Origin of the sequence: Achromobacter spanius, assembly GCF_002812705.1 — a bacterium.
In the GTDB taxonomy this organism is placed as follows: Bacteria; Pseudomonadota; Gammaproteobacteria; order Burkholderiales; family Burkholderiaceae_B; genus Achromobacter; species Achromobacter spanius.
In genome coordinates this window covers 3,474,161-3,499,552 of sequence record NZ_CP025030.1, presented here as the reverse complement: position 1 = coordinate 3,499,552, position 25,392 = coordinate 3,474,161, and the positions used below count along the sequence as shown (strand labels likewise).

The 25,392-nt window shown below is 66.5% G+C and carries 20 protein-coding genes; 14 read left to right on the top strand and 6 right to left on the bottom strand.

Annotated features, from left to right (window positions below):
- Nucleotides 1-104 precede the first annotated feature (104 nt).
- From CVS48_RS15930 to CVS48_RS15920, 3 genes are read left to right on the top strand one after another with little or no spacing between them, the layout of a single operon-like run.
- On the top strand, nucleotides 105-1,103 hold the full coding sequence (locus CVS48_RS15930) for an aliphatic sulfonate ABC transporter substrate-binding protein (protein WP_172616192.1): 999 nt from the start codon (nucleotides 105-107) through the stop codon (nucleotides 1,101-1,103).
- Nucleotides 1,104-1,121: 18 nt separating this feature from the next.
- Nucleotides 1,122-1,892: an ABC transporter permease gene (locus tag CVS48_RS15925; protein ID WP_100855280.1), complete on the top strand. Its 771-nt coding sequence runs from the start codon at nucleotides 1,122-1,124 to the stop codon at nucleotides 1,890-1,892.
- Nucleotides 1,880-2,668, top strand: a complete 789-nt coding sequence (locus tag CVS48_RS15920) for an ABC transporter ATP-binding protein (protein WP_167401008.1) — start codon at nucleotides 1,880-1,882, stop codon at nucleotides 2,666-2,668. The genes CVS48_RS15925 and CVS48_RS15920 overlap by 13 nt, the downstream gene beginning before the upstream one ends.
- A 90-nt stretch (nucleotides 2,669-2,758) precedes the next feature.
- Here CVS48_RS15920 and CVS48_RS15915 read toward each other — a convergent pair whose 3' ends face one another.
- Entirely contained in the window at nucleotides 2,759-3,730 is a 972-nt protein-coding gene (locus tag CVS48_RS15915; RefSeq protein WP_100855278.1) for a LysR substrate-binding domain-containing protein, read from the bottom strand.
- A 94-nt stretch (nucleotides 3,731-3,824) separates the two neighbouring features.
- On the opposite strand from CVS48_RS15915, the gene cydC reads away from it, so the two are divergent.
- Nucleotides 3,825-7,475, top strand: coding sequence for a thiol reductant ABC exporter subunit CydC (cydC, locus tag CVS48_RS15910; RefSeq protein ID WP_100855277.1), 3,651 nt, complete (start codon nucleotides 3,825-3,827; stop codon nucleotides 7,473-7,475).
- Here cydC and CVS48_RS15905 read toward each other — a convergent pair.
- Nucleotides 7,447-10,041, bottom strand: coding sequence for a penicillin G acylase (locus CVS48_RS15905; RefSeq protein WP_100855276.1), 2,595 nt, complete (start codon nucleotides 10,039-10,041; stop codon nucleotides 7,447-7,449). The genes cydC and CVS48_RS15905 overlap by 29 nt on opposite strands.
- Nucleotides 10,042-10,196: 155 nt before the next feature.
- On the opposite strand from CVS48_RS15905, the gene CVS48_RS15900 reads away from it, so the two are divergent.
- Together CVS48_RS15900 and CVS48_RS15895 are read left to right on the top strand one after the other, a co-directional pair.
- Nucleotides 10,197-11,129, top strand: coding sequence for a LysR family transcriptional regulator (locus CVS48_RS15900; RefSeq protein WP_100855275.1), 933 nt, complete (start codon nucleotides 10,197-10,199; stop codon nucleotides 11,127-11,129).
- 352 nt (nucleotides 11,130-11,481) lie between these two features.
- Nucleotides 11,482-13,404 carry an ABC transporter ATP-binding protein gene (locus CVS48_RS15895; protein WP_100855274.1) on the top strand — a complete coding sequence of 641 codons (1,923 nt, stop codon included), beginning with the start codon at nucleotides 11,482-11,484 and terminating at the stop codon, nucleotides 13,402-13,404.
- A gap of 70 nt (nucleotides 13,405-13,474) precedes the next feature.
- On the opposite strand, the gene CVS48_RS15890 is transcribed toward CVS48_RS15895, so the two are convergent.
- Nucleotides 13,475-14,149, bottom strand: a complete 675-nt coding sequence (locus tag CVS48_RS15890; RefSeq protein WP_100855273.1) for a DJ-1/PfpI family protein — start codon at nucleotides 14,147-14,149, stop codon at nucleotides 13,475-13,477.
- Between the two features lie 90 nt (nucleotides 14,150-14,239).
- On the opposite strand from CVS48_RS15890, the gene CVS48_RS15885 reads away from it, so the two are divergent.
- Both CVS48_RS15885 and CVS48_RS15880 read left to right on the top strand, forming a co-directional pair.
- Nucleotides 14,240-15,127, top strand: a complete 888-nt coding sequence (locus tag CVS48_RS15885) for a GlxA family transcriptional regulator (RefSeq protein WP_100857690.1) — start codon at nucleotides 14,240-14,242, stop codon at nucleotides 15,125-15,127.
- Nucleotides 15,124-15,570 carry a hypothetical protein gene (locus tag CVS48_RS15880; RefSeq protein ID WP_100855272.1) on the top strand — a complete coding sequence of 149 codons (447 nt, stop codon included), beginning with the start codon at nucleotides 15,124-15,126 and terminating at the stop codon, nucleotides 15,568-15,570. Before CVS48_RS15885 ends, CVS48_RS15880 begins: the two co-directional genes overlap by 4 nt.
- 42 nt (nucleotides 15,571-15,612) lie before the next feature.
- Here the strand turns inward: CVS48_RS15880 and CVS48_RS15875 are convergent, their stop codons facing one another.
- Both CVS48_RS15875 and CVS48_RS15870 read right to left on the bottom strand, forming a co-directional pair.
- A complete protein-coding gene (locus CVS48_RS15875) occupies nucleotides 15,613-16,335 on the bottom strand; it encodes an SDR family oxidoreductase (protein ID WP_100855271.1) in 723 nt (240 codons plus the stop codon).
- Entirely contained in the window at nucleotides 16,332-17,327 is a 996-nt protein-coding gene (locus CVS48_RS15870) for a Bug family tripartite tricarboxylate transporter substrate binding protein (protein ID WP_100855270.1), read from the bottom strand. Before CVS48_RS15870 ends, CVS48_RS15875 begins: the two co-directional genes overlap by 4 nt.
- Nucleotides 17,328-17,446: 119 nt before the next feature.
- Between CVS48_RS15870 and CVS48_RS15865 the strand changes: the two genes are divergently transcribed.
- The 6 genes from CVS48_RS15865 (at nucleotide 17,447) to CVS48_RS15840 (ending at nucleotide 24,496) form a co-directional block, all read left to right on the top strand.
- Nucleotides 17,447-18,487 carry a cyclase family protein gene (locus CVS48_RS15865; protein WP_100855269.1) on the top strand — a complete coding sequence of 347 codons (1,041 nt, stop codon included), beginning with the start codon at nucleotides 17,447-17,449 and terminating at the stop codon, nucleotides 18,485-18,487.
- Between the two features lie 3 nt (nucleotides 18,488-18,490).
- Nucleotides 18,491-20,212, top strand: a complete 1,722-nt coding sequence (locus CVS48_RS15860; RefSeq protein WP_100855268.1) for an AMP-binding protein — start codon at nucleotides 18,491-18,493, stop codon at nucleotides 20,210-20,212.
- Between the two features lie 3 nt (nucleotides 20,213-20,215).
- The gene (locus CVS48_RS15855) at nucleotides 20,216-20,959 is read left to right on the top strand and encodes a GntR family transcriptional regulator (RefSeq protein ID WP_046804777.1); all 744 of its coding nucleotides are present in this window, start codon (nucleotides 20,216-20,218) and stop codon (nucleotides 20,957-20,959) included.
- 154 nt (nucleotides 20,960-21,113) lie between these two features.
- Nucleotides 21,114-22,376 (top strand): ABC transporter substrate-binding protein, encoded by a 1,263-nt coding sequence (locus CVS48_RS15850; protein WP_100855267.1) that lies wholly within the window; start codon nucleotides 21,114-21,116, stop codon nucleotides 22,374-22,376.
- A 61-nt stretch (nucleotides 22,377-22,437) separates the two neighbouring features.
- Nucleotides 22,438-22,938 carry an NUDIX hydrolase gene (locus tag CVS48_RS15845; protein WP_242001260.1) on the top strand — a complete coding sequence of 167 codons (501 nt, stop codon included), beginning with the start codon at nucleotides 22,438-22,440 and terminating at the stop codon, nucleotides 22,936-22,938.
- Between the two features lie 163 nt (nucleotides 22,939-23,101).
- The gene (locus CVS48_RS15840; RefSeq protein ID WP_100855266.1) at nucleotides 23,102-24,496 is read left to right on the top strand and encodes a GntP family permease; all 1,395 of its coding nucleotides are present in this window, start codon (nucleotides 23,102-23,104) and stop codon (nucleotides 24,494-24,496) included.
- Here the strand turns inward: CVS48_RS15840 and CVS48_RS15835 are convergent.
- On the bottom strand, nucleotides 24,475-25,386 hold the full coding sequence (locus CVS48_RS15835; protein WP_100855265.1) for a LysR family transcriptional regulator: 912 nt from the start codon (nucleotides 25,384-25,386) through the stop codon (nucleotides 24,475-24,477). The genes CVS48_RS15840 and CVS48_RS15835 overlap by 22 nt on opposite strands.
- Between the last annotated feature and the right edge of the window lie 6 nt (nucleotides 25,387-25,392).

Below are 25,392 nucleotides of genomic sequence, written 5' to 3'. Positions count from 1 at the left end.
TCATGGCTTCGCGCGGCGGCCGGGTGAAAGTCTCGTCTGCCGCACCATAGAGTGCCGGCGACATGGAATCTATCCGTCAATCTACATCCGCGTAGGGGAAAAATATGAACATGAATCGCCGCGCCATGCTGGTGCGCACCGCTGCCCTGGCGGGCGCAAGCGCCCTGGGCTTTCCCATGATCGGCCGCGCCGCCAATGCCTCCTATACGTATGGCGGCTCGGCATGGCTGGGCCACTATTCGGCCTACATCGCCATGAAAACCGGCCTGTTCGCCAAGCAAGGCCTGGACATCAAGTGGCAAAGCTTTGCCACGTCGTCAGACCGCATGAGCGCCGTGATGGCCGGCAATATCGACCTGGCCGGCACCGGCGTGGTGTCGTCGCTGGCCTTGATGGCGGCCGGCGCGCGCCAGTTCCAGGTGATCGCCACGCCCAACAACTTCGGCCGCGCCGAAGGCGTGCTGGTGCGCGAAGACGTGAAGTCGGTGGCTGACCTGAAGGGCAAGAAGATCGGCGTCACCTACGCCTCCAGCGCCCACGTGCTGCTGCTTGACGTGCTGCGCCAGGCCGGCCTGAACCCCGAACGCGACGTGTCCATCATCAACCTGCCGGCCACCAACCTGCTGTCCGCCTACCAGGGCAAGCAGATTGACGCGGCGGTGGCCTGGACGCCCGCGTTCGACCGCATCAAGGTGGTGCCCGGCACGCACGTGCTGCTGGACGACACCGCGTTCTCGCTCTACAAGCAATACGCCATCACCCCGGGCCCGGACGTGCTGCTGACGCACGCCAAGCTGGGGCGCGAGAACCCGGAAGCGGTGAAGAAATTCCTGCACGCCGTGTTCCAGGCCAACGCCATGCTGACCGAGCAGCCCGATGAGGCCGCCGGCGTGCTGTTGGAACTGACCGGCCTGTCGCGGCCAGAGCAACTGGCCGTCATCAAGCAGACGCAGTGGTATTCCGCCGCCGACCAGAAGGCCTTGATGGTGGACCCGGGCAACTTCGTCACCGGCATGCAGCAGTTGGCCGAGATGCTGGTGTCGCTCAAGCAGATCGACAAGGCGCCCCAGGTCAAGGACTGGGTCCAGGCCTCGTACCTGTAAACGCGGAACCCACTCGCCATGTCCGCGCGCTCGTCTTCAAAGGAAACACGGCTGATCTGGGTCAGCGTGTTTTCGCTTCTTGGCTTTCTGTTGCTGTGGGAAGGCCTGTGCCGTGCCGGCGCGGTCGACCCCATCTTTTTGCCCGCGCCGTCCCAGGTGCTTGCGCGGGCCTTGTCCATGTCGGACCAGGGCACGCTGTTCTACAACGTGCTGGCGTCCACGCGCCGCGTGATGGTGGGCTTTCTGGCGGCCGTTTTCGTGGCCATACCGCTAGGCATCCTGCTGGGCACCTCGAAGGTGGCGCGCGCCGTCTTTGACCCCATCATCTCGTTCCTGCGGCCGCTGCCGTCGATGAGCTGGATTCCGCTGTCGCTGTTGTGGTTCGGCATTACCGAAACGCAGAAGTACAGCATCGTCTTCATGGGCTCGTTCGTGCCCGCGCTGCTGTATGTGATGGAAGCCTCGCGCAGCATTGACCCGGTGCTGGTGCGCGCGGCGCGCAACCTGGGCGCCAACCGCTGGCAGGTCATGCGCGAGGTGCTGTTTCCCGGCTGCCTGCCGCAGATTCTGTCGGGCATGAAGATCATCCTGGGCCTGTCCTGGACCTGCGTGATCTCGGCGGAACTGGTCGCTTCGCGGGAAGGCCTGGGCTTCATGATCATGAACGGCAAGGAATTCTTCCAGACCGACACCGTGGTGCTCGGCATGGTGCTGATCAGTTTCACCGTGCTGGTGACCGATCTGTGTTTGCGGCTACTTGAACGATGGGTGCTGGCATGGCAACGATGAACGAAACGATGATCCAGCTGACCGACGTGTCCAAGGCCTATGGCGACGTGACCGTGCTGGACAAGGTCAACCTGGAGGTCAAGCGCGGCGAATTCCTGGTGCTGCTGGGCGCGTCCGGCTGCGGCAAGTCCACCCTGCTGAACCTGATGGCCGGCTTCATCCAGCCCAACACGGGCACGGTGGCCATCAATGGCAAGACGGTCACCGACGTGACCGCCGCCTGCGGCATGGTGTTTCAGCAGTACGCGCTGTTTCCGTGGCGCACGGTGCAAGAGAACGTGGAATTCGGCTTGAAAATGCGCGGCATGTCCAAGCAGGAACGTGCGCCGATTGCCCGCAAGTTCATCGAGATGGTGGGTTTGAAGCAGGCGGCGGACAAGTATCCACATGCGCTGTCGGGCGGCATGAAGCAGCGCGTGTCCATTGCGCGCGTGCTGGCCAACGACCCGGACGTGATGCTGTTCGACGAACCCTTTGCCGCGCTGGACGCCATGACGCGCCAGGTGCTGCAAGACCAGTTGCTGTCCATCTACGAACAAAGCGGCAAGACGATTGTGTTCATCACGCATTCGATCGACGAGGCGCTGACCCTGTCCACTCGCATGGCCGTGATGGGCTCCAAGCCCGGGCGCATCGTGCAAGACATCCACAACGACCTGCCGCATCCGCGCAGCGCCGACGTGCAGTTGTCGCCGCGCTTTGTGGAGTTGAAGCGGTCGATCTGGGAACGGGTGCAGGAAGAGGTCACGCGCAGCATGGAGCTGACGACCGACTAGGCGGGTCTGGCCCGACGAAGGCCGCTACCTGGCCACGACCAGGCCGCTATCTGGCCTTAGCCTGGCCGATACATGGCCGCTGCCTTGTCCCTACCAGGCCCCCTGGCTGCGCCCTTCTTCGGCCAGGAATTCCACCAGCGCGGGCAGCGACGCATCCATCGGCCGGTTGGCGTGGATGCGCATCACATAGCCCCACGAGCCCGGCATGCGCAGTTGCGGCATCAGCGGCACCAGGCGGCCGCTGGCAAGGTCTTCATCGATCAGCGGCGCGCGCCCCAGCGCAATGCCCACGCCCGCGGCGGCGGCGGCCACCACGGTGCTCAGGCCGCTCAAGACCATCGGTTCTTGCCACTCCGATTCCGCCAGCCCCAAGCGCGGACCCCAGGTGCGCCAATCGGTTTCGGGGCTGTCGATGTGTTTTTCCTCCAGCCAGCGGTGCCGCAGGAATACGCGGGGGTCGCCGCGTTCGGCTTCGGCGATCAGCGCGGGGCTGCACACGGGCACCACGGTTTCGGTCATCAGCGCAATGTCGCCCGGCTCGGCCAGGTGCGGCCCCCGGGCGCGCACGTGCAGGAAGGCCAGGTCGATATCCTGGCTTTTCCAGGCGGGCTCCTGGCTGGCGTGCAAGTAGACCTGCACGCCGATGTCGGGATGCAGTTCGATGAAGCGCCCGATGCGCGGCGCCAGCCATAGCGCGGCCAGCGACGGGTTGGCCGACACGTTCAGCGTGTAGCGGCGGCGGCCTCGCGCGGTGGCGCGGACGTCGCGGCATGCCGACTCCAGAAGGGTCAAGGCCTGTTGTACGGAAGCCAGCAATTTGGCGCCCGCTTCGGTGGTTTCGGCGCGGCGCACCGTGCCGCCCCGGCGCAGCAATTGCACGCCCAGGTCCGTCTCCAGCGCGCGTAGCTGATGGCTGACCGCGCTCTTGGTGACGTGCAGCTCGCCCGCTGCGCGGCTCAGGCTGCCCAGGCGGGCAACGGCCTCGAACGCACGCAAGGCGGCCAGGGGCGGCGTGTGCGTGGGCAGATCGGGGGATGGATTCTGGTTGGGCAGATCAGACATGGGGTTGAGTTTATCTCAACCCAAGAGTGAAAAAGACTCGCTATCGCAACGGCGGCGGATCAGCGACCATGCAGGCTCTGCATGGAGCATTGATATGTATTTTGACTCTCGGTTGTGGCGCTTGACGGCGGGATTGCGCGCCGGCATGGCGGGCGGCATTTTCCTGGGCCTCTTGGCGCTGGCGGCGGGCATTGCCCGTTATGTATTCCTGGGCCAGTTGCTGGCCCGCGTGTTCGACGGCGCGCCGTGGCAAGACTGGATCACGCCTGCCCTGTGCGTGGGCGCCATGGTGCTGCTGCGCGCGCTGTTCGACCACTGGCGCACCGTGCAGGCCAACCACACGTCGGCGCAAATCCAGCAGACCTTGCGCGGCAAGCTGTACGACCGCATCGTCGCCCTGGGACCCGCATGGTTCGCCAACCAGCGCACGGGCGGCGTCATGCTGACCGTGGTGGACGGCGTGGAGCAGTTGCAAACCTTCTTCGGCCAATACCTGCCGCAAGTCGCCATTGCGGCGGCCGCGCCCTTTGCCATCTTCGCCGTGATCGCGTTCTGGGATGTACCCACCGCGCTGGTGTTTTTGGTGGCGGCGTTGTTCGCGCTGTTCGGCCCGATGGCGGTGCACATGCTGGACCGCCGCGCCAGCCAGGCGCGCACGCAGGCGCTGAATGCCTTCGGCGAAGACTTCCTGGATGCGGTGCAAGGCCTGCCCACGTTGAAGTCCTACGGCCAGGGCAAGGCCTGGGGCCGGCGCCTGGCGGCCCGTGCCCGCAGCCTGTCGGACAACACGTTCTGGGTGCTGTCGGTCAGCCTGTTGACGCGCGGCATCAGCGACCTGGGCGTGGCGCTGGGCGCGGCGCTGGCCTTGACGCTGGGCGCCTGGCGCGTGGCCTCGGGCGACATGAGCGTGGAAGCGCTGCTGATCGTGCTGATGGCCGGCACCGAGATCTTCCGGCCGCTGCGCGACCTGCGTTCGGTCTTGCACCGCGGCATGCTGGGCCAGTCGGCCGCCGTCAGCATCCATGCCTTGATGGACGCGCAGCCGCTGACGCCCGTGCCCAGCACGGTCTTGGGCACGCGCAACACGGCCGGCCATCCAGCGCCCAACCAACTCGCGTCCGCCCCCCTGTCGCCCACGATCGAATTCGACAACGTGGCGTTTTCCTACACGCCCGAGCGCCGCGCGCATCAAGGGCTGGCGTTCCGCATCGCGGCGGGCGAACGGGTCGGCGTGGTCGGCCCCAGCGGCGCGGGCAAGTCCACCATCGTGCGGCTGCTGCTGCGCGAATGCGTGCCGCAGGCGGGCGTCATCCGCGTGGGCGGGCAGGATGTGAACACGCTGGACACGCAGACGCTGCTGTCGCAAATTGCGCTGGTCAGCCAGGACATCACGCTGTTTCACGGCACCATCGACGACAACCTGCGGCTGGGCCGGCCCGACGCCACGCACGAGCAGGTGCGCGCCGCCGCCCGCGCCGCGAATATCGACGACTTCATCATGGCGCTGCCCGACGGTTACGCCACCCGCATCGGCGAGCGCGGCCTGCAATTGTCGGGCGGGCAACGCCAGCGCGTGGCCATCGCCCGCGCGCTGCTGCGCGATGCGCCCATCCTGATCCTGGACGAAGCGCTGTCATCGGTGGACACCGAAAACGAAGCGTTGATCCAACAGGCGCTGGACCGCCTGATGGCCGGCCGCACCACGTTGATCCTGGCGCACCGGCTGGCCAGCGTCATCGGTGCCGACCGCAGCCTGGTGCTGGATCAGGGCCGCGTGGTGGAAGCCGGGCCGCATGCGCAACTGATGCAGGCACGCGGGCTGTACTACCGCCTGATGCACGAACAGGCCGAGGCGCACCGGAACCCGTCGGCCGGCGTGGCCGCCCTGGCGACGGCTCCGGTGCTGGATGCCGCCAAGCCCGACGATGCAGACGGCGACGGCGGCGCGCAAGGCTCCGCCCTGCGCCCGCTGGATGCCGATGCGGACCAAGTGGGTTGGCGCGCCACGCTGGGCACCTTGCTGTCCGTGGTCAAGCCGTGGCGCGGCACGCTGACCGCCACGATCCTGCTGGGCGTTGCGCGGGTGGCCGCCTTCATCGGCGTGGGCGTGTTCAGCGCGCTGATCGTGGCCGCCATCCGCGATGGCCGCGAGGTCTCCGCCCTGATCATCGGCCTCTTGATCTGCGCGCCGCTGGCCGCCTTGTTCCATTGGCTGGAGTCGTGGCTGGCGCACGCGATGGCCTATCAGTTGCTGGCCGACATGCGGGTGAAGCTGTTCGACAAGCTGGAGCGCCTGGCGCCCGCCTACCTGTTGCAGCGCCGCTCGGGCGACCTGGTTGCGCTGGCCACGCAGGACATCGAGATGGTCGAGTACTTCTACGCGCACACCATCGCCCCGGCCATCGTGTCGGTGCTGGTGCCGCTGTCGGTGCTGGGATTCTTGGGCGTGTATAGCTGGCCGGTGGCCTTGGCGCTGCTGCCCTTCCTGGCCTATGCGCTGGTCTCGCCCGTGCGTGGCCGCCGCCATATCGATGCGCTGGGCGACAAGGCCCGGCAGGCGCTGGGCGAAATGAGCGCGCACACCACCGACACCATCCAGGGCCTGGCCGACCTGACCGCCTTTCAGGCGACCGATCGCCGCCGAGGCCAGTTCCTGAAAGTGGCTGACCAATACCGTATCCGCCGCCTGGACATCCTGCGCGATCTGTCCAAGCAGACGGCCTGGTTTGAAGTGGCCATGGGCTTGGGCGGGCTGGCCGTGGCGGTCGTGGGCGCCCTGCAGGTGTCGGCGGGCGCGCTGTCGGCCAGCATGCTGCCCTTGCTGGTCTTGATTGCGATGGCGACCTTTCTGCCGGTGTCCGAGATTTCACAGGTCAGCCGCCAATTGGCCGACACCATCGCCGCCACGCGCCGCCTGCACGTGGTCAGCAACGAGCCCGAACCCGTTACCGACGGCCCGCTGGCGCCGCCGGTGGCCACGCATGGCTTATCGTTGGCGTTTGAGCACGTCAGCTTCGCCTACCCCGGCAAACAGGAAGACACGCTGAAGGACTTGAGTTTCAAGGCGCCGGCCGGGGCAACCGTGGCCATCGTGGGCGCCTCGGGCGCGGGCAAAAGCACCGTGGCCAGCCTGTTGCTACGCTTCTGGGACCCGCGCCAGGGCGCGGTCAAGCTGGACGGCCTGGATGTGCGCCAACTGCAATTGGACGGCTTGCGCGAGCGGGTAGCCCTGGTCACGCAAGACACCTACCTGTTCAACGACACACTGGAGGGCAACATCCGGCTGGCGCGCCCCGAGGCCACGCCCGAGGAATTGGCGCGCGCGCTGGACCAGGCGGCGCTGACGGCATTCGTGCGGCAACTGCCTGACGGGCTGGCCACCAAGGTGGGCGAACGCGGCATGCAGTTGTCGGGCGGGCAACGCCAGCGCATCTCGATTGCGCGGGCCTTCCTGAAGAACGCGCCGGTGCTGATCCTGGACGAGGCGACTTCACACCTGGACACCTTGTCCGAGATGCAGGTGCGGACCGCGCTGGACGCGCTGATGCAGCACCGCACCACCCTGGTGATTGCGCACCGGCTGTCCACCATCCGCAACGCGGACCTGATCCTGGTGCTGGACCGCGGCACGCTGGCCGAGGCCGGCACGCATGACCAATTGCTGCGCAAGCAAGGGGCCTATGCGCGCCTGGCCAGCCACCAGGGCGGCTACACGGTCAGTAGCGCAACGTCTCAGCCGACTTAGTATTGGCGCGCACTTCCGCATCCGTGAACCAGACGCGCTTGCTGCCAAAGTGGTTGTACAAGTCGAACTGGTCACGGGTGTGGGCCGACGGCGTGCCGTCCGGCGCCACGAAACCGCTCTGCCCCGGCGCCACCACGTCCACCGCGCGCACGCCCTTGCCGTCGAACACCGTCATGTTGTTTTCGGTGCCCCGGTTTTGGGTAGCCGAAAAACTCAGCACCGCCTTGTCGTCCGCCTGCGGCACGCCCAGGAAGTTCTTCGGTGCAAACACCATCGGCGGCGCGGGAATGCGCCACGCGGCCGGGTCCTGGCCATACGCCTTTTGCAAGGCGGCCAGGGCTTCGTCCAGCGCAGCCAGGCTGACCGCTTCGGGGCGCTTGCCGTTGAAGAAGTCGTAGGGCTGGGGCACGCCGGCGTCGGGGCCTGCCAAGGCGTTGAACAAGACCTTCACGCCCACGGTCAGGTTGAGCGAACCGGTGGCCGGCGTGGCGGGGGTGGGATAGCCCGTGGCGCTGTACCACTTGAAGAAGTCGGCGGGCATCTCGTCGGCCAGCGAGCTGCGCAGCATGGCGCGCAGCCAGGCGTCCATCACGGCGGACCCGGCGTTGTCGTAGTAGCCGGGCTGCTTGTCGCTGGTGCCCATGCCGTCCCAGGTGGACAAGTCGGCCACCAGGCGAGCGCGGGCGTCGTCAGCCGGCAAGCCCGCCACGGCGCGTTGCAGGAACGGCAGGAAGTGGCGGCGGTTGACGTCGGCGTAGCTGGTGGTGCGGATCAAGTCCCACATCTGCTGCGCGCTGATCTTGCCGCCATCGGCCGTCATGGCCTTCATGCGCGTTTCGATTTCGGCGTAGCGGTCGGCCTGGCCCCACACGATGGCGAACAGGTCGGTGGACGGATAGCCGCGCATGGGCTGGTTGTTCCAGTTGGCGATGTAGCCCTGGCGCGGGTTGTAGACCTGCGGGTTGGTGGCGAACGGCAGCATGCCGTCCCAGTCCATTTCACCGGTGCCGGGCACGGGCAGGCGCGGGTCATGGCCGGGTTTGCGCTTGGGATAGAAGCCCGTGTGGGCGTAGCCGATGTTGCCGCGGTCGTCGGCGTAGTACCAGTTGATGGTCAGTGCATGGCGCGCGGCCTGCTGCTTCCACTGGTCCCAATTGCGCGACTGCGTCTTGTGCGTCCAGGCCATCAGCGATTGCAACTCAAAACCTTCCCACGCGCGCGCCTTGGCGTAGGCCACATGCTGCTTGTCGTCGAACTTGGTCACGATGCCATGCACCGTGCGGTACACGTCCATCAACACAGGCTTGCCATCCTTCACCTGGATAAGCTCGGTGCGCTTTTCCATCGTCTTCCATTCGCCATTGTGGAAATAGCGCGTGCGGTCGGTGGGGTCGAGCTTTTCAGCGTAGATGTCCACGTCGTCGCCAAAGCCCGCCGTGGAGCCCCAGGTGACGTGCGCGTTGTGGCCAAACAGAATGCTGGGATAGGCGAACGGGGTGTTGCCCACCACGTCGTAGCCCGCGCCGTGCAGGCCGATGCCGTAGGTGTACGCAGGGTTCCACCAGCCGAACTGCGGGCCGTTCAACAGAATGGAGCGCGCGTCCTTGGCGTGCTCGCGGCCCACGATCCACATATTGCTGGTGGTCGGAAAGCCGGCGATGCCGGGCTGGCCGCTTTGCGCGAACTGCGCCAGCAGGCGGGCGGGCGCGTCGGCGGGTGCGTCTTGCAACACGCCGCGCGTTTGCGGGTCGCGCGCCACGCGCTCCAGCATGGGCGGCGTACCGTCATAGCGCGGCAAGGCGTAGGACAGCTTGGCGGGCGGACGCTCGGAGGGCTGGTAGATCGCGGGCTGATAAACCCCCTCTTCTTCCGGCACGGTGGTCGGCGCGCGGCTGTCGGTCATCCAGCGTAATTGGTTGAAGATCTGCATGGCGCGCGCCTCGCCGTGCTTGTCGCGTAGCGCGGTCAGCAGCGCCAGGTTATCGATTTCGCTATTGGCGTCCGAAAACCGGTTGGCCATGGTGCCCACGAACACCATCGCCACGTCATAGGGCGTCCAGTCGGACGGCTGGAATTGCAGGTCATTGAATTCCTTGGGCATCAGCGTGCCGGGTTCGGCGCGCACGCGCGCAATCCATGCATTCATGCCGGCCGCGTAACCGTCCAGAATCTGCCTTTCAGACGCGGGCAAGGCCGCCAGTTGGCGCTGGATACGCTCGGGCGAAAAATTGCCGCGTATCGATTTGTCGAAGGCCACCATTTTTTCGCCCAGCACTTCAGCCACCAGGCCTTGGGTGCTGCGACGCGCCATCTCCATCTGAAACAGACGGTCTTGCGCCACCGCGTAGCCGTAACCGTAGAAGATGCCGTACACCGTGTTGGCGTAGACGTGGGGCATGCCGTAGCCGTCGCGGCGAATGGTGACCTGCTTGGCGGCGGGGCGCTGGGCGTCGGTGGTCAGGGACGGTTGGGATTGGAATTGCGGCTGGGATTGCGCCTGCGCGGGGGCTGCGCTCACGCCGGCGCAGGCTGCCAGGATGGCGGCCGACAACAAATGCTGCTTCATTGACTCTGTCTCCAAATTGATAAACCGCGCCATGCTTGCGAGCGACCTTCAGCGCGGGATGCGGCGCCTCTGCGGGCGCCGTCCGGGGACCATGATAAGAAGCCGCTACTTATAATGCCAATGCATTTATGTCATGGATTCGATGCGTAAAGCTCATGGACTTTCAGAAACTCAAACATCTGCTGGCGGTGGTCGAACACGGCACTTTTTCGCTGGCGGCGGAAAAGGTGAACCTGTCCCAACCCGCGCTTAGCCGCAGCATCCAGGCGCTGGAAACCGAGTTGGGCCTGCCGCTGCTGGATCGCGGCACGCGCCGGGTCCGCCTGACGCCTTATGGCGCTTGCGTGGCCGAGCGCGCACGCCGCATGCGCTTTGAGGAAGCCGAGCTGCAACGCGAACTCAAGGCGTTGCACGGCGGCGATGCCGGCTCGCTGATCATCGGCCTGAGCCCTGCCCCGGCGTCGTTGCTGCTGTCGCCGTTTCTGGCCCACATGGCCGCCCACCGGCCCCAGGTGCGCGTGGGCGTCGAACTCGGCAGCACCGCGGCGCTGCTCGACATGCTGCGCGCCGAGCGCATCGACGCCATGGTGTGCGATGCGCGCATGCTGTACGACGCCGCCGATATCGACACCCGCCCGCTGGCGCCGCTGCGCGCGGGCATGGTCTGCCGCAAGGGGCACCCCATCCTGGCGCAAAAGCGCGTGGGCATCGAACAGGTGCGGCAATACCCGGTGGCCTCCAGCACGCTGAGCCCGGAGGTATCGCTACGGCTTGCCGAAACCTTGGGGCCAGGCGGCGCGCCCGAACAGATGGTGACGCTGCGGTGCGAAAACCTGGATGCGCTGGCCGACCTGGCGCTGCATACCGACACGCTGCTGCTGGGCGTGATCTGCGTGACGCGGCGCGAACAGGACGCGGGGCGGCTGGTGGAAGTGCCGCTGCCGCCTGACCGCCAGCGCCAGGGCCATTACGTGCTGGCGCGCCTGGCCGGGCGCACGCCCCTGGCGGCGCAAGATGCGCTGTACGAATTCACGCAGCAATGTTGGGCGGGGTTCGCCGCGTTCAAGCCCCGCGGCCCCGGTCGTTGAAAAAAACCCACAGCGGCAATACCCACACAAAGCGCCCCGTTGATTCCCTTACATCATCTCTATAGAATCAGCAATTCGGGCCTTTGCCCATTCCTTTTTTATCCACTTCACTTACCGCCAGGGAGGCCGCATGATGTTTTACCCCATGCTCACCGCCGTCCCGCGCGTATCCCCGCGACGCCATTAAGTCGTCGCCCGCGCGGATCCATCGCTAGACCGTTACCTAGCGACTGGTCCACCGCGCTCGCTCAACACCCGTAAACGCAGTTGCCGATGCCTTGGGCATCCGGCTTGTTACCCCTCTTTCCTCACAAGGACATCCTGGCGTGTCTTGTGCCGCCAGGCCATTGTTATGGCTAGAAAAAAAATCGACTTTCGAGGACAGGCCTTCAAGGACGTCCTGGGCTTTACCTTCAAGCATTGGGCCTTGCAGCCCTTGCGCACCCTGGTCATCGTGCTGCTGGCGTTGCTGTCGGCCGTGGCCGATATTCTGACGCCGATGTATGCCGGCCGCCTGGTTGACGCCGTGGCGTCGGGCTCGAGCGGCGACGCGCTGGCCTGGGACGCGGCCATCACGGCCTTCTGGCTGCTGGTGGCGCTGGGCGTGGGCGGCACGCTGCTGCGCCAGGCAGTGTTCCAGAACATCATCACGTTTACGCTGAAGATGATGAACGGGATCGTGTCCAACGCCTTCTACCGCGTGCAGCGCTTTTCCACCGACTGGCATGCCAACAGCTTCGCGGGTTCCACCGTGCGCAAGATCACGCGCGGCATGTGGGCCGTGGACATCCTGAACGACACGCTGCTGATCGCGCTGTTGCCGTCCGTGGTGATGTTGGTGGGCGCAACCGCCCTGCTGGGCGCGCACTGGCCCTTGATGGGCCTGGTGGTGGGCCTGGGTTCGGTGCTATACATCGCCGTCACCGCCGCGTTGTCGCTGGGTTATGTGGCCCCGGCCGCGCGCCTGGGCAACGCCTGGGACACGCGCATGGGCGGTGCGCTGGCCGACGCCGTCAGTTGCAATGCCGTGGTCAAGGCCTTCGGCGCGGAAGCGCGTGAAGAGGCGCGGCTGGATCGCGTGGTGAACAAGTGGCGCCATCGCACGCGCCGCACCTGGGTACGCGCCACACTGAACGGCGGCATCCAGGGCGCGATGCTGGTGGCGATGCAGGCCGCCATCCTGGGCGCGTCCCTGCTGCTGTGGTCGCGCAACCAGGCCACCGTGGGCGACATCACTTTCACCTTGACGATGTTCTTCATGCTGCAAGGCTATCTGCGCGACGTGGGCATGCATATCCGCAACCTGCAACGCTCGGTCAACGACATGGAAGAACTGGTGGCGATGGGACGCCAGCCGCTGGGCGTGGCCGACCGTCCGGGCGCACGCGCCATCAACATTCGCGAAGGTGAAATCCGCTTTGAAGACGTGACCTTCCGCTATGGCGCGCACAACACGGCGCTGTACCAGAACTTCTCCGCGCGCATCGCGCCCGGAGAACGCGTCGGCCTGGTGGGCCATTCGGGCTCGGGCAAGACTACGTTCATCAAGCTGATCCAGCGCCTGTACGACGTGAACGACGGCCGCATCACCATCGACGGGCAAGACATCGCCCAGGTGAAGCAGGCGTCGTTGCGCAGCCAGATCGCGATCGTGCAGCAGGACCCGGTGCTGTTCCACCGCACGCTGGCCGAGAACATCGCCTATGCCCGGCCGGGCGCGACGCAAGCCGAGATCGAGCAGGCGGCCCGGCTGGCCAGCGCGCATGACTTCATCATGACGCTGCCCAAGGGCTACGACACGCTGGTGGGCGAACGCGGCATCAAGCTGTCGGGCGGCGAGCGCCAGCGCGTGGCGATCGCGCGCGCGTTCCTGGCGGACTCGCCCATCCTGATCCTGGACGAAGCCACCTCCAGCCTGGACAGCGAAAGCGAAGTGCTGATCCAGCAGGCCATGGACCGCCTGATGGTGGGCCGCACCACGCTGGTGGTGGCGCACCGCCTGTCGACCGTGCGCGCCCTGGACCGTCTGCTGGTGATGGACCGTGGCCGCATCATCGAGGAAGGCAGCCATGACCAGTTGATTCGCCTGAAGGGCGGCCTGTATCGGCGCCTGTTCGAACGCCAGGCCCTGGAACTGACCAAGGGCCTGACGGCCGCCGAAATGCTGCAAGACGGCGCCACGCCCCCGAAGGTCAAGGACCCGAATGTGGACCCGAGCTTGGATCCGAGCTTGGACACGGACGTGGATGAAGGCAGCTACGCCTTCGGCAAGTAGCGCGGTCCAAGTAGCAAGGCCCAAGTAGCAAGGCCTCAGTCGCGCGGCCCCAGTCAGGCAGCCCGATAGCCTAGGGCATGGCGGCGGCGGCGCGGTCCACCGCCGCCGACCGCCGCGCGAAGCGCGCTTCTGACAAGGCCAGGTAGCGCTCCACCACGGCCGGCTCGGACGTGGCCGGCGTGCCGCCCGGGAACGGCGGCTTGGGGTCGTATTCGATCTGCAACTGAATCAGCTTGGCTACGTCTTCGCCACACAGCGCCGCCACCACTTTCAAGCCCATGTCGATGCCGGACGTCACGCCGCCGGCCGTGTAGATATTGCCGTCGACACACAGGCGTTCATCGCTGGGAATCGCGCCAAAGCGCGACAGCAGTTCGCGCGCGCGCCAGTGGCTGGACGCGCGCTTGCCGCGCAGCAAGCCCGCCGCGCCCAACAGCAGCGACCCCGTGCAAATGCCGAAGATGGTTTGCGCGGCCAGGCCCTGCGTGCGCGTGAACGCCACCCAATCCGCATCGACGATGGCATCATCCGTGCCCGGCCCGCCAGGCACCACCAGCAGGTCGCAGGGCGGCGCGGACGCCAGGGTTTGCGTGGGCACGAATTGCAGGCCGCGATCGCACCGTACCGGATCGCGCGTTTTTGCGACAAAATCCACGGTGAAGCCCGGCGCGTTCGCCAAGACCTCGTAGGGCCCGGTCATGTCCAACTGGGTCAGCCCTTCGAACAAGAGAAAATTCACATGCATGACGATGCTCCCTCAGAAACGCCAGCGTCCAGCATAGGCGGACGCGCCCCCGCCGGTGCGCCAGAATGCGGCCAAACCGCGCCACGGCGCGTGGTGTTCATGCTGTACGACGGATTCCAGCCGCTGGATCTGGCGGGCCCCTGGCAGGCCTTCAGTTCCGCCAACGAAGAGGCGGGACAAGCGCTATACCAGTTGAGCACGATTGCCGCGACGCCGGTCGTCAGCACCTGGGAACAGGGCCTGCGCATGCAGGTGGACGGCACCTTCGAACAAGACGGCGACGCGCCCATCGACATGCTGCTTGTGCCAGGCGGCCCCGGCGCGGACCACGCCAGCGCCCATGCTGAAACGATGGCCTGGTTGCGCCGCCGCGACGCCGGCGCGCCGCGCACGTGCAGCGTGTGTACCGGCGCCTTCGTGCTGGCCGCGGCCGGCCTGCTGGATGGCCGCGCCGTCACCACGCATTGGCGTTCGGCCGACCGGCTGCGGCAGAGGTACCCCGCCCTGCGCGTGCAAGACGACCGCATCTTCATTGAAAGCGGCAAGTACTGGACGTCGGCGGGCGTGACGGCGGGCATCGACCTGGCCTTGGCGCTGATCGAACGTGACGTGGGCGCGGCGCTGTCGCAACAGGTAGCGCGCCGGCTGGTCGTCTTCATGCGCCGCGATGGCGACCAGCGTCAGTACAGCCAGACGCTGCGCCTGCAAGATCGCGTGGCCGCGCCGTTCCGGGATCTGGTCGAAAGAATCGAGGCGAAGCTGTCGGCACGCTGGTCGGTGGACGACATGGCCGATGCCTGCCAGATGTCGCGCCGTACCTTCCAACGTAAGTTCGCCGCGCACTTTGGTGTGGCGCCCACCGAAGTGCTGCGGCGGCTGCGCCAGGAGCGCGCCCGCGCGCTGCAGGCCACCGGTAAGATGTCGAAAAAATCGGTCCAGCAACATGTGGGCCCCACGCACAACAGGTCCACTCCATGACAACACCCGCTGTCCACCGCAAGTCCGCGCGCCACGCCCTCGCCGCCTTTGCCTTGCTGGCGCTGCCGCTGCTGGCGGGCTGCGACAACCCCGACGACCCGCCCAAGCTGACCTTGGAACAACGCTTGTTCAAGGATCTGGCGCCCCACCGGGAATTCAAGGGCGAGTTGAACGGCCAGCAGGTGCACTTGATCGTCCACGAGTGCGAGGTCTTCCTGAACGAGCCCGATCCCGAATCCACGTCAGCCGGCGCCCGCCGCTGGACGAAGGTGCTGGAGCCCGAGTTCTATCCGTCGTTCATGGACTGCCAGCGCCAGTCCTTAAGCCGAGAAGGCCAGACGGTGGAGGCCATCATCGGCGAAATGGCGATGGGCGCGGGCGGATGCTGCGCCACCGGGGGCCGCTTCCGGTCCAAGGACGGGCGCGAATGGAAGCCGCAATAAGCGGCCTCCGCCAAGACCACCGGAGCCGCCGCTGGCAACGCGCTACCCCGCCAGGCCCACCGACATACCCCCGCACACATACAGCAGTTGCCCGGTGATGAAGCCCGCCTGCTTGTCCAGGAACATGGCGACACTGTGCGCCACTTCTTCCGGCTGCCCCACCCGTCGCACGGGAATGGACGCCTCCAGCGCCAGCGTCTTGGGCTGGCCGGGCGGATTGGACTGATTGAACAGCTCGGTGGCGATCGGCCCCGGCGCCACGGTGTTGACGGTGATGCCGTCGGCCGCCAATTCCAGCGCCCAGGTGCGCGTCATGCCGGCCAGCCCGGCCTTGGACGCGCCGTAGACCGTGCGCCCGCCCTTGCCCAGCGCGGCGCGGCTGCCGATATTGACGACGCGCCCGTACTGCGCCTCGCGCATGGCGGGCAGCAGCGCCTGCAACAGCAACACGGGCGCGGTCAGGTTCAAGGCCAACGTGCGCTGTAATTCGGCCTCGGTCACGTCTTCGATGTTGGCCACCTGGATCATGCCGGCGTTGTTCACCAGATGCAGCACGCGCCGCTCGGCCGCCAGTTCGCGCGCGGCCGAGCGGGTGGCCGCCGCATCGCCCAGGTCAACCGATCGAAACGTCTCGCCCGGCAGCAAGGCATCGGGCGGCCGACGGCTGAAATTCACCACTTGGTAGCCGTCCTGAATCAGGCGGGCCACGATGGCGCGGCCGATGCCCCGGCTGCCGCCGGTGACAAGTGCGATGGGCGTGTTCATTGCGCGGTAATCCCTTGGTCTTTGATAAGCCCGCCCCACTTCTTGCGCTCCGCGCGTTCGAAGGCGGCCAGGTCGTCGCCGAACAGCGTGCCGGGCTTGGCGCCCATCGTGGAGAAATTCTTGGCCAGGGCGGCGTCTTGCAGGCCGCTGCGGGCAGCGTCGATCAATTGCTTGACCACCGGCGCGGGCGTGCCGCGCGGCGCGTACAGCGCGAACCAGGCCGTCACGTCAAACCCGGGCAGGCCGGATTCGGCAACGGTGGGCAGGTTGGGCACGGACGGGTCGCGCTGCGCCGAGGTAACGGCCACGCCCCGCACCAGGCCGCCGTCCTTGATCTGCGCCAGCGAGCCGGGCAGGTTGTCGAACAGCAGGTCCACCTGCCCGCCCGCCACGGCGGGCAGCGATGCCGAGGTGCCCTTGAACGGCACGTGCAGCATCGTCACCCCCGCCATCGCCTCGAAGTACGCGCCGGTCAGGTGCACCGACGAGCCCACGCCCGGCGAGGCGTAGGTCAGCTTTTTGTCGGGCGATTGCTTGGCGGCCTTGATGACATCGGCCACCGTCTTGTAGGGCGACTTGGCGCTGACGGCGATGACGTTCGGCGTGGTGGACACCAGCGCGATCGGCACCAGGTCTTTTTCGGGGTCGAACGCCATGTTGCTGTACAGGAACTGGTTGATGGTCTGCGTGCCGATCGTGCCCAGACCCAACGTGTAGCCGTCGGCCTTGGCGCGGGCCACGTAAGCCATGCCGATATTGCCGCCCGCGCCGGGCTTGTTTTCAACCAGCACCGTCTGCTTCAGGCCGGGTTGCAGCGCATTGGCGATGGCGCGCCCGAACATGTCGGCGCCACCGCCCGGCGGGTACGGCACCACCACCGTAACGGGATGATCGGGATAGCCCGCGGCATGCGCCACGGGCAACGCCAGCAGGGCCAGGGCGGCCAGGGCCAGCCTGCGCCGCCCGGCGCGCGGGAGTACGGATGAGGTCATGAACTTGTCTCCTGTTGAATCCGCTGCATGCGGATTTCTTCTTGAAATCGACAACTGCTCAAAGTACGTAAATACGTACTATAGTTATAAAAACACAGAAATCGGATAGGAGACAAGCAATGAAACGCTGGACGCAACGCCCCGAAGGATCCACCTGGGGCGACTTCGGCCCGGACGATGAACTGGGCCGGCTGAATCTGCTGACCGAGGAAAAAGTGTTGCAGGCCGTGCGTGAAGTGCAGGCGGGCAAGGTGTTCTGCCTGTCGCTGCCGCTGGACCTGCCGGGCGGCAACGTGCTCAACCCCCGCCGCCACGCGCCCACCCTCAAGCCCACGTTCCGCGAGGGCACGCCCTACCTGAACTTTGCGATGTCGCAAGTGCAGCCCGAGGCCGTGGACGTGCTGTCCGACGACCAGGTGACGCTGTCGATGCAATATTCCACGCAGTGGGACGGCCTGTGCCATGTGGGCGCGATGTTCGACATCCAGGGCGACGGCGAGGCCCGCCGCGTGTACTACAACGGTTATGCCGCCGGGGTGGACGTGTTTGGCGGCGCCGACCCCGACACGTCGCCGGATGCCTGCTGCCCGCCCGGGGGCTCGTATGCGCGCAAGCTCAGCGTTAGCCGCTATGCCGAAAAAGGCATGCAGGGGCGCGGGGTGCTGGTGGACCTGGCGCGCGCCTTCGGCCCCGGCCGCACGCTGGTGGGGCATGAACAATTGCAAGCCGCCATGCGCGCACAGAACGTGGTGGTGGAAACCGGCGACATGCTGGTGTTGCGCACGGGCTTCGCCGAGCGCGTGGTTGAAATGAACGGGCAGCCGGACCCGCACGCACTGGAGCAGACCGGCGCAGTGCTGGACGGTGCCGATAGCGCGCTGCTGGACTGGATTTCGGCCAGCGGCGTGGCCGCCATTTGCGCCGACAACTACGCGGTGGAATCCTACCCGGCACGCACCTCCGGCCCCGGCCATTCGATCCTCCCGCTGCACCACCATTGCCTCTTCAAACTGGGCGTGCCCCTGGCCGAGCTGTGGTACTTGAAGGACCTGGCCGACTGGCTGCATGCCAACGGACGCAACCGCTTCCTGCTGACCGCCCCGCCCTTGCGCATGCCCGGCGCGGTGGGTTCGCCCGTGACGCCCATCGCCACGGTGTAAGCCATGACCTTGCCGTACTCGACCTTCGCCGAACATCTGGACGCGCTGGCGGCCCGCCGCCCCGATGCGCCCCTGTTGATCGATCAAGACCAGCCGATCAGCGCGGCTCAGTTGCGCGCCCAGAGCCGCGCCCTGGCCTCGGGACTGGCGCGCATCGGCGTGCGCCCCGGCCAACGCGTGGCGGTCTGGCTGCCCAACTGCGCCGCCTGGGTGGAATCATTCCTGGCCTGCGCGCATCTGGGCGCGCTGGTGCTGGCCGTCAACACGCGCTTTCGCGCACTAGAGGTGGCCGACATCCTGGGGCGTGGCCAGGCCGACTGGCTGGTGTTCTGGCCGGGGTTCAAGGGCATCGACTTCGCGGGCATCCTGGCCGCCGTCCCGGCGTCGGAACTGACGCGCCTGCAAGGCGTGATCGCCGTTTCCGCGCCGGATCCGAATGACGTCACCCCGAACAATGCCACCCCGAACATTGCCACCCCGAATGACGCCACCCCGAACGTCGCCCCTACAACCGACGCCACTTCGAATGCCCCCGCCACACCGCCCACCGCATTCATCCCGGGCAAACCGACCCATCGCTACGCCGACCTGATGGCAAGCCAGCAACCGCCCCTGGCCGCGCACGGCAACGCCGGGGTGCTGTGCTTCACCACGTCGGGCACCACGTCCAAACCCAAATTCGTGCTGCATGACCAGCAAACCTTGCTGCGGCACGGCGCCACGGTGGCGCGGGCTTTCAGCTATGACGACCACAGTTGCGTGCTGGCCAGCGCGCCGTTCTGCGGCGCGTTCGGCTTTGCAACCCTGGCGGGCGGCCTGGCGCAAGGCGTGCCCGTGGTCTGCGCGCCGGTGTTCAACGCCGCCGAATCGGCCGACGCGATAGCACGCTACAAAGTCACGCACACCTATGCCAACAACGAGGCGCTGGTTGGCATGATGCAAAGCGCGCCCGCCAGCGCCTTCGCCTCGGCGCGGCTGTTCGGTTTTGCCAGCTTCACGCCGGCGTTGGACAACATGCTGGACCTGGCGCGCGAAGCCGGCGTGCCGCTGACCGGCCTGTACGGCTCCAGCGAATTGATTGCACTCGTGGCGGGCCAGCCCCGTGATCCGGCGGAAGGCGACGTGTCCGCCCGCCACCAACCCGGCGGCACGCTGATCTACCCCGAGGCGCGGGTGCGCGCCCGCGACCCGGCATCCGGCGACGTACTGCCACACGGCCAGTCAGGCGAAATTGAAATCCTTTCACCCAGCCTGATGCAAGGCTATCTGGACAACCCCGAGGCCACCCGGAACGCCGTCACCGATGACGGCTATTTCAAGACGGGCGACCTGGGCTACACGCTGACCGAGCGGCAGTTTGTGTTCCAGACTCGCATGGGCGATTCCCTGCGCCTGTCGGGCTTTCTGGTGAACCCCGTGGAAATCGAACAGGTGGTCGAAACCCTGCCCGGCGTGCGCGCCTGCCAGGTGGTGGGGGCCACGCGCGACGGCAAGATCGTGCCCTACGCCTTTGTGCTGCTGCATGACGGCGCCCAAGCCGACCCCGCCGGCTGGACCGCCGCCTGCAAGGCCGCCATGGCCGGCTTCAAGGCGCCGGTGGGCTTCACCGTGCTGGACGCCTTTCCGTCGGTGGAAAGCGCCAATTCGGTCAAGATCCAGAAACACCGGCTGCGCGACATGGCTGAGGCTATGCTCTCGGATCCTTCCTTACCGCCCACGCCCTGACCCATGCCCGCCCGCAAGCTCTTTTCGCGCAGCCCCCAGCCGCTTTACCTGCAAGCGGCGGCGCTGTTCCGCAGCCATATCCAGAACCGCACGTGGCGGCCGGGGCAACAGATCCCGCCGCTTGAGTCGTTGATGGAAACCTATGGCATCTCGCGGGCCACCATCCGCCAGGCGTTCGGTTTGTTGGAGCAAGACGGCCTGATCCGGCGTTCGCGCGGGTCGGGCACGTTCGTGAACGCGGAGCTGCCCGAAACCCCTACCCTGCTGATCCCCAAGACCTGGGCTGAAACCGTGGAACTGAGCAATCAGCTGGGCACGGTGTCCTTGGTGGAATCCAGCGCGGATTCCCCGTTGCCCGACACGCTGGGCATGCCTTGCGAGGCGGACCGCGGTGGCTTGTTCCAGTACCTGCGGCGCGTACACACCACGGACGCCGGCCCCTTTTGCTACAGCGAAGTGTTCCTGGAAAGCGGGCTGTTTCGCAAGCATCGCACCCGCATCCAGAAAAGCACGGTGGCGCCCGTGCTGGACCAGTTCTACGGCACCCGCATCACCGAAGCGCGACAGGTGCTGAACGTGATCGAAGCCGGCCAGGAATCGGCCGAGTCCTTGCAGATTCCCGTGTCGTCGCCCGTGGCCGAGCTGCGCCGCTATGCCTGCATCGACGGCCGCGTGGTGTATTTCGCGAGGCTGGAATTTCCGTTTCGCAAAGTGCGGATGGAATTCGACCTGCTGGCGCAACGCTGAGCCGGCAACGACCCGCCATCGTCAACCCCATCAATCCCATCGCCCAAGGAGCCCATCCCACCACCCACGCCACTTTCGCGGCCAGCCTCCAAACCAGAGCGCCATCAAGGCGCCGGCAGACTTCAACATGATCCGGCACAAGAGGAGACAAACCATGGCTTACGCCAACACGCCCCGGATTTCCATGCAATGCCGCAGCACGATTACCCGTCTATTCGCCGCATCCGCCCTGCTGGCGGCGGCGGCCACCCCCGCCTGGGCGCAGCAGCCCGCCGCCATCTCTGACGACGTCGTCCGGCTGGGCCTGATTCTGGACATGAGCGGTGTCTACGCCGACGTGACCGGCAAGGGCAGCGCCACGGCGGCTGAAATGGCCATCGCCGATTTCGGCGGCACGGTGCTGGGCAAGAAGATCGACATGATGGTGGTGGACCACCAGAACAAGGCCGATATCGCCGCCGCCAAGGCACGCGAGTGGTACGACACGCAGAAGGTGGACGCCATCATGGACGTGGCCGGTTCCGCGCCCGCGCTGGCCGTGCTGGAAGTGGCCCGCGAAAAGAAGAAGATTGTGGTGTTCAGCGGCCCCGGCACCGAACGCATCACCAATGATCTGTGCTCGCCCTATTCCGTGCACTACACCTACGACACCTGGTCGCTGGCCAACACCACGGCGCGCGCCACCGTCGAAAAAGGCGGCAAGACCTGGTACTTCCTGACGGCCGACTACGCCTTCGGCCACACGCTGCAAGCGTCCGCCACCGACGTGGTCAAGGCCAACGGCGGCACGGTGCTGGGCGCCTCGCGCCATCCGCTGGGTTCCAGCGACTTCGCGTCCTACCTGCTGCAGGCCCAGGCCAGCAAGGCGCAGGTGGTGGGCCTGGCCAACGCGGGCGGCGACACGGTCAACGCCATCAAGGCAGCCAGCGAATTCGGCCTGACCAAGGGCGGCCAGAAGATGGCCGGTTTGCTGCTGTATATCAATGACATCCACGCCATCGGCCTGGACGCCGCGGCCGGCCTGACGCTGACCGAAGCGTTCTACTGGGACATGAACGACCAGACGCGTGCGTGGTCGCAGCGCTACTACGACAAGCTGAAGAAAATGCCCAACATGAGTCAGGCGGGCACCTATTCGTCGGTCATGCACTACCTGAAGGCGGTGCAGGCGGCCGGCACCGATGCGCCCGAAGCCGTGATGAAGCAGATGAAGTCCATGCCCATCAACGACTTCTTCGCCACCAACGGCCGCATCCGCGAAGACGGCCGCATGGTGCACGACATGTACCTGTTCGAGGTCAAGCAGCCGTCTGAATCCAAACGGCCGTGGGACTACTACAAGCTGGTGGCAACCCTGCCGGGCGACCAGGCCTTCATGCCTTTGTCCAAATCCACCTGCCCGCTGGTGAAGAAGTAAGCGCCTGGGGGTGGCCTCGCCGGATACGTTAGGATGAGCGCCACCCCCAGGAGATTTCCGCATGACCTCCCCCGCCGCCGCGCCGGGCCCGCTGTCAGGCCCCATCGCTGCCTCCAACACACGCAAAGCAGCCCCCGTCGCTGCCCCCATCGCCGCCACCATTGCCGCCGTCATCCGCGACGGCCATGTGCTGCTGGTGCGCCGCGCGAACCCGCCCGACGAGAACTGCTGGGCCTTCCCCGGCGGCAAGATCAACGCCGGTGAACCCCTCGAAGCGGCGACCGCGCGCGAATTGCTGGAAGAAACCGGCGTCGTGGCCGAGCCCCTGCACGTGTTTGACGCGGTAGACGTCTTCGACCGCGACGACACCGGCGCCCTGCGCCGTCATTTCATCTTGATCGCCATGCTGTGCCGCTGGCAGTCCGGCGAACCGGTCGCCGGCGACGACGCGCGCGACGCACGCTGGATTGCGCTTGCCGACCTGGAAGGCCACGAACTTGCCACGAGCTTCGGCGTGGCGCGCCTGGCCCGCAAGGCGGCGGCGCTGATGTCCGGCTCGTAAGTCGGCGTCGTACGTCGTCGTGATAAGTCGGCGTCCCAAGCCAGACTGCGAGGACGCCGCAGTTGACCTGAACATCGCCCACCAGGCCCTTGCAATGCGGCCCGCATGTTCAGGTAAGGTGTAGCCCCCTGCACCCCTTATCTCTTCATTCCAGGAGTCGTGAATGACCGGATTGTTTATCGTGGTGGCGGCGCTGGCGTTCCTGATGCTGGCGGCGTATCGAGGCTATAGCGTCATCTTGTGCGCACCCATCGCCGCCATGGGCGCGGTGTTGTTGACGGATCCATCCGCGCTGGCCCCCGTGTTCTCGGGCATCTTCATGGAGCGCATGGCGGGCTTCGCCAAGCTGTATTTCCCCGTGTTCCTGTTGGGCGCCGTGTTCGGCAAGCTGATCGAGCTGTCCGGATTCTCACGCGCTATCGTGCAGGCCGTGCTGCGCATGATCGGCGCCGAGCGCGCCATCCTGGCCATCGTGATGGTGTGCGCGGTGCTGACCTACGGCGGCGTATCGCTGTTCGTGGTGGTGTTCGCCGTCTACCCCTTCGCGGCCGAGATGTTCCGCCAGGGCGGCATCCCCAAGCGCTTGATGCCCGGCGCCATCGCGCTGGGCGCGTTCACCTTCACCATGACGGCGCTGCCCGGCACGCCGCAGATCCAGAACATCATCCCCACCACCTTCTTTGAAACCACCACCTGGGCCGCACCCTGGCTGGGCCTGATCGGCGCGGCGTTCACGCTGACCATAGGCATCACGTATCTGGAATGGCGGCGCAAGCGCGCGGCGGCGGCGGGCGAAACCTATGGCACCGAACTGCGCAACGAACCCACCACGCCCGCTACCGAACGCAATCACCATCCGCTGATCGCGCTGCTGCCGCTGGTGGTCGTGGGGGTGGTGAACTTCCTGCTGACCCGCTGGATTCCCGGCTGGTATCCGGCGGGCGCCGAAGTGGACCTGCCTGGCCTGGCCCAGCCCCTGCCCGTCAACGCCGCCGACCAGGTGGCGCTGTGGGCGGTAATGGGCGCGCTGATCGCGGGTATCGCGACCATCCTGCTGTTTTCGTTTTCCACCATCAGGGCGCATTTTGCCGAAGGCAGCAAAAGCGCCGTGTCGGGCGCGCTGCTGGCGTCCATGAACACGGCGGCCGAATACGGCTTTGGCGGCGTTATTGCCGCGCTGCCGGGATTTTTGCTGGTGGCCGACGCGCTCAAGGCCATTCCCGATCCGCTGATCGGCGAAGCCGTGGCGGTGACGTCGCTGGCGGGCATCACCGGGTCAGCCTCGGGCGGCATGAGCATCGCGCTGGCCGCGATGGCGCAGACCTTTATCGACGGCGCGGTGGCGGCCGGCATTCCCATGGAGGTACTGCACCGCATTGCCGCCATGGCCAGCGGCGGCATGGACACGCTGCCGCACAACGGCGCGGTCATCACGCTGCTGGCCGTCACCGGCCTGACGCATCGCCAGTCGTATGGCGACATCTTCGCCATCACGCTGATTTCAACGCTGTCGGTGTTCGTGGTGATTGCGGTGTACTACCTGACCGGCATCGTCTGATCGAACGCGGTGGCGAACACCTGGGTTAGCCACTGCGTAAAGACGCGCACCCGCGCCGACACCTGCCGGTTCTGCGGGTACAGCACCGACACCGGCATGGGCGCGGGCGGCAGATCAGGCAGCACGACGCGCAGATGCCCGGCCGCCAGTTCGCGCTCGACGCGATAGCGCGGCACCTGCACCAGGCCCAGTCCGGCCAGCGCCGCGCCGGTGTAGAGCTCGGCGCCCGTCACGCTGACCACTGACGCCGGCCGCGCCGTGACGTTGCGCCCATCCACCATGAAGTCCAAGGGCATGGCGCGGCCGGTGGCGCTTGAAATGTAGTCCACGGCCCGATGGCCGGCCAGGTCGTCCAGGCCGGTGGGTTCGCCAAAGCGCGCCAGATACGCGGGGCTGGCCACCGTTACCTGCGGCATCAAGGCGATCTGCCTGCCCGCCAGGGATGAATCCTGCAAGGTGCCCGAGCGCAGTACGCAGTCCACGCCTTCACGCACCAGGTCAACCAGCCGGTCGTCTTCGCCTAGATGCAGGACGATGTCGGGATAGCGTTCCAGAAAGCCGGGCAAGCCCGGCATGAGGAAATATTTGGCCAGCGTGCCCTGCGCATTGACGCGCAGCAGCCCCTTGGGCGCGGTGTTCAGGAAGGCGCCGTCGGCCTCTTCCAGATCCGCCAGCAAGCGCACGCAGCGCTGGTAATAGGCCTCGCCGTCATGCGTCAAGCGCACCTGGCGGGTGGTGCGTTCAAGCAGCCGCGCGCCCAGGCGCTTTTCCATGCGCTTGATCGGGTTGGTGACCGTGGCGCGCGGGATGCGCAAGTCTTCCGCCGCTTGCGAAAAACTGCGCCGCTCGGCGATGCGGACGAACACCTGCATTTCCTGGAAACGGTCCATGGGTAG

What these genes read in the sequence shown, in the direction of transcription:
- CVS48_RS15930 (WP_172616192.1), top strand. Translation starts at nt 105, where the DNA reads ATGAACATGAATCGCCGCGCCATGCTGGTGCGCACCGCTGCCCTGGCG.
- CVS48_RS15925 (WP_100855280.1), top strand. Translation starts at nt 1,122, where the DNA reads ATGTCCGCGCGCTCGTCTTCAAAGGAAACACGGCTGATCTGGGTCAGC.
- CVS48_RS15920 (WP_167401008.1), top strand. Translation starts at nt 1,880, where the DNA reads ATGGCAACGATGAACGAAACGATGATCCAGCTGACCGACGTGTCCAAG.
- CVS48_RS15915 (WP_100855278.1), bottom strand. Translation starts at nt 3,730, where the DNA reads ATGTCTGATCTGCCCAACCAGAATCCATCCCCCGATCTGCCCACGCAC.
- cydC (WP_100855277.1), top strand. Translation starts at nt 3,825, where the DNA reads ATGTATTTTGACTCTCGGTTGTGGCGCTTGACGGCGGGATTGCGCGCC.
- CVS48_RS15905 (WP_100855276.1), bottom strand. Translation starts at nt 10,041, where the DNA reads ATGAAGCAGCATTTGTTGTCGGCCGCCATCCTGGCAGCCTGCGCCGGC.
- CVS48_RS15900 (WP_100855275.1), top strand. Translation starts at nt 10,197, where the DNA reads ATGGACTTTCAGAAACTCAAACATCTGCTGGCGGTGGTCGAACACGGC.
- CVS48_RS15895 (WP_100855274.1), top strand. Translation starts at nt 11,482, where the DNA reads ATGGCTAGAAAAAAAATCGACTTTCGAGGACAGGCCTTCAAGGACGTC.
- CVS48_RS15890 (WP_100855273.1), bottom strand. Translation starts at nt 14,149, where the DNA reads ATGCATGTGAATTTTCTCTTGTTCGAAGGGCTGACCCAGTTGGACATG.
- CVS48_RS15880 (WP_100855272.1), top strand. Translation starts at nt 15,124, where the DNA reads ATGACAACACCCGCTGTCCACCGCAAGTCCGCGCGCCACGCCCTCGCC.
- CVS48_RS15875 (WP_100855271.1), bottom strand. Translation starts at nt 16,335, where the DNA reads ATGAACACGCCCATCGCACTTGTCACCGGCGGCAGCCGGGGCATCGGC.
- CVS48_RS15870 (WP_100855270.1), bottom strand. Translation starts at nt 17,327, where the DNA reads ATGACCTCATCCGTACTCCCGCGCGCCGGGCGGCGCAGGCTGGCCCTG.
- CVS48_RS15865 (WP_100855269.1), top strand. Translation starts at nt 17,447, where the DNA reads ATGAAACGCTGGACGCAACGCCCCGAAGGATCCACCTGGGGCGACTTC.
- CVS48_RS15860 (WP_100855268.1), top strand. Translation starts at nt 18,491, where the DNA reads ATGACCTTGCCGTACTCGACCTTCGCCGAACATCTGGACGCGCTGGCG.
- CVS48_RS15855 (WP_046804777.1), top strand. Translation starts at nt 20,216, where the DNA reads ATGCCCGCCCGCAAGCTCTTTTCGCGCAGCCCCCAGCCGCTTTACCTG.
- CVS48_RS15850 (WP_100855267.1), top strand. Translation starts at nt 21,114, where the DNA reads ATGGCTTACGCCAACACGCCCCGGATTTCCATGCAATGCCGCAGCACG.
- CVS48_RS15845 (WP_242001260.1), top strand. Translation starts at nt 22,438, where the DNA reads ATGACCTCCCCCGCCGCCGCGCCGGGCCCGCTGTCAGGCCCCATCGCT.
- CVS48_RS15840 (WP_100855266.1), top strand. Translation starts at nt 23,102, where the DNA reads ATGACCGGATTGTTTATCGTGGTGGCGGCGCTGGCGTTCCTGATGCTG.
- CVS48_RS15835 (WP_100855265.1), bottom strand. Translation starts at nt 25,386, where the DNA reads ATGGACCGTTTCCAGGAAATGCAGGTGTTCGTCCGCATCGCCGAGCGG.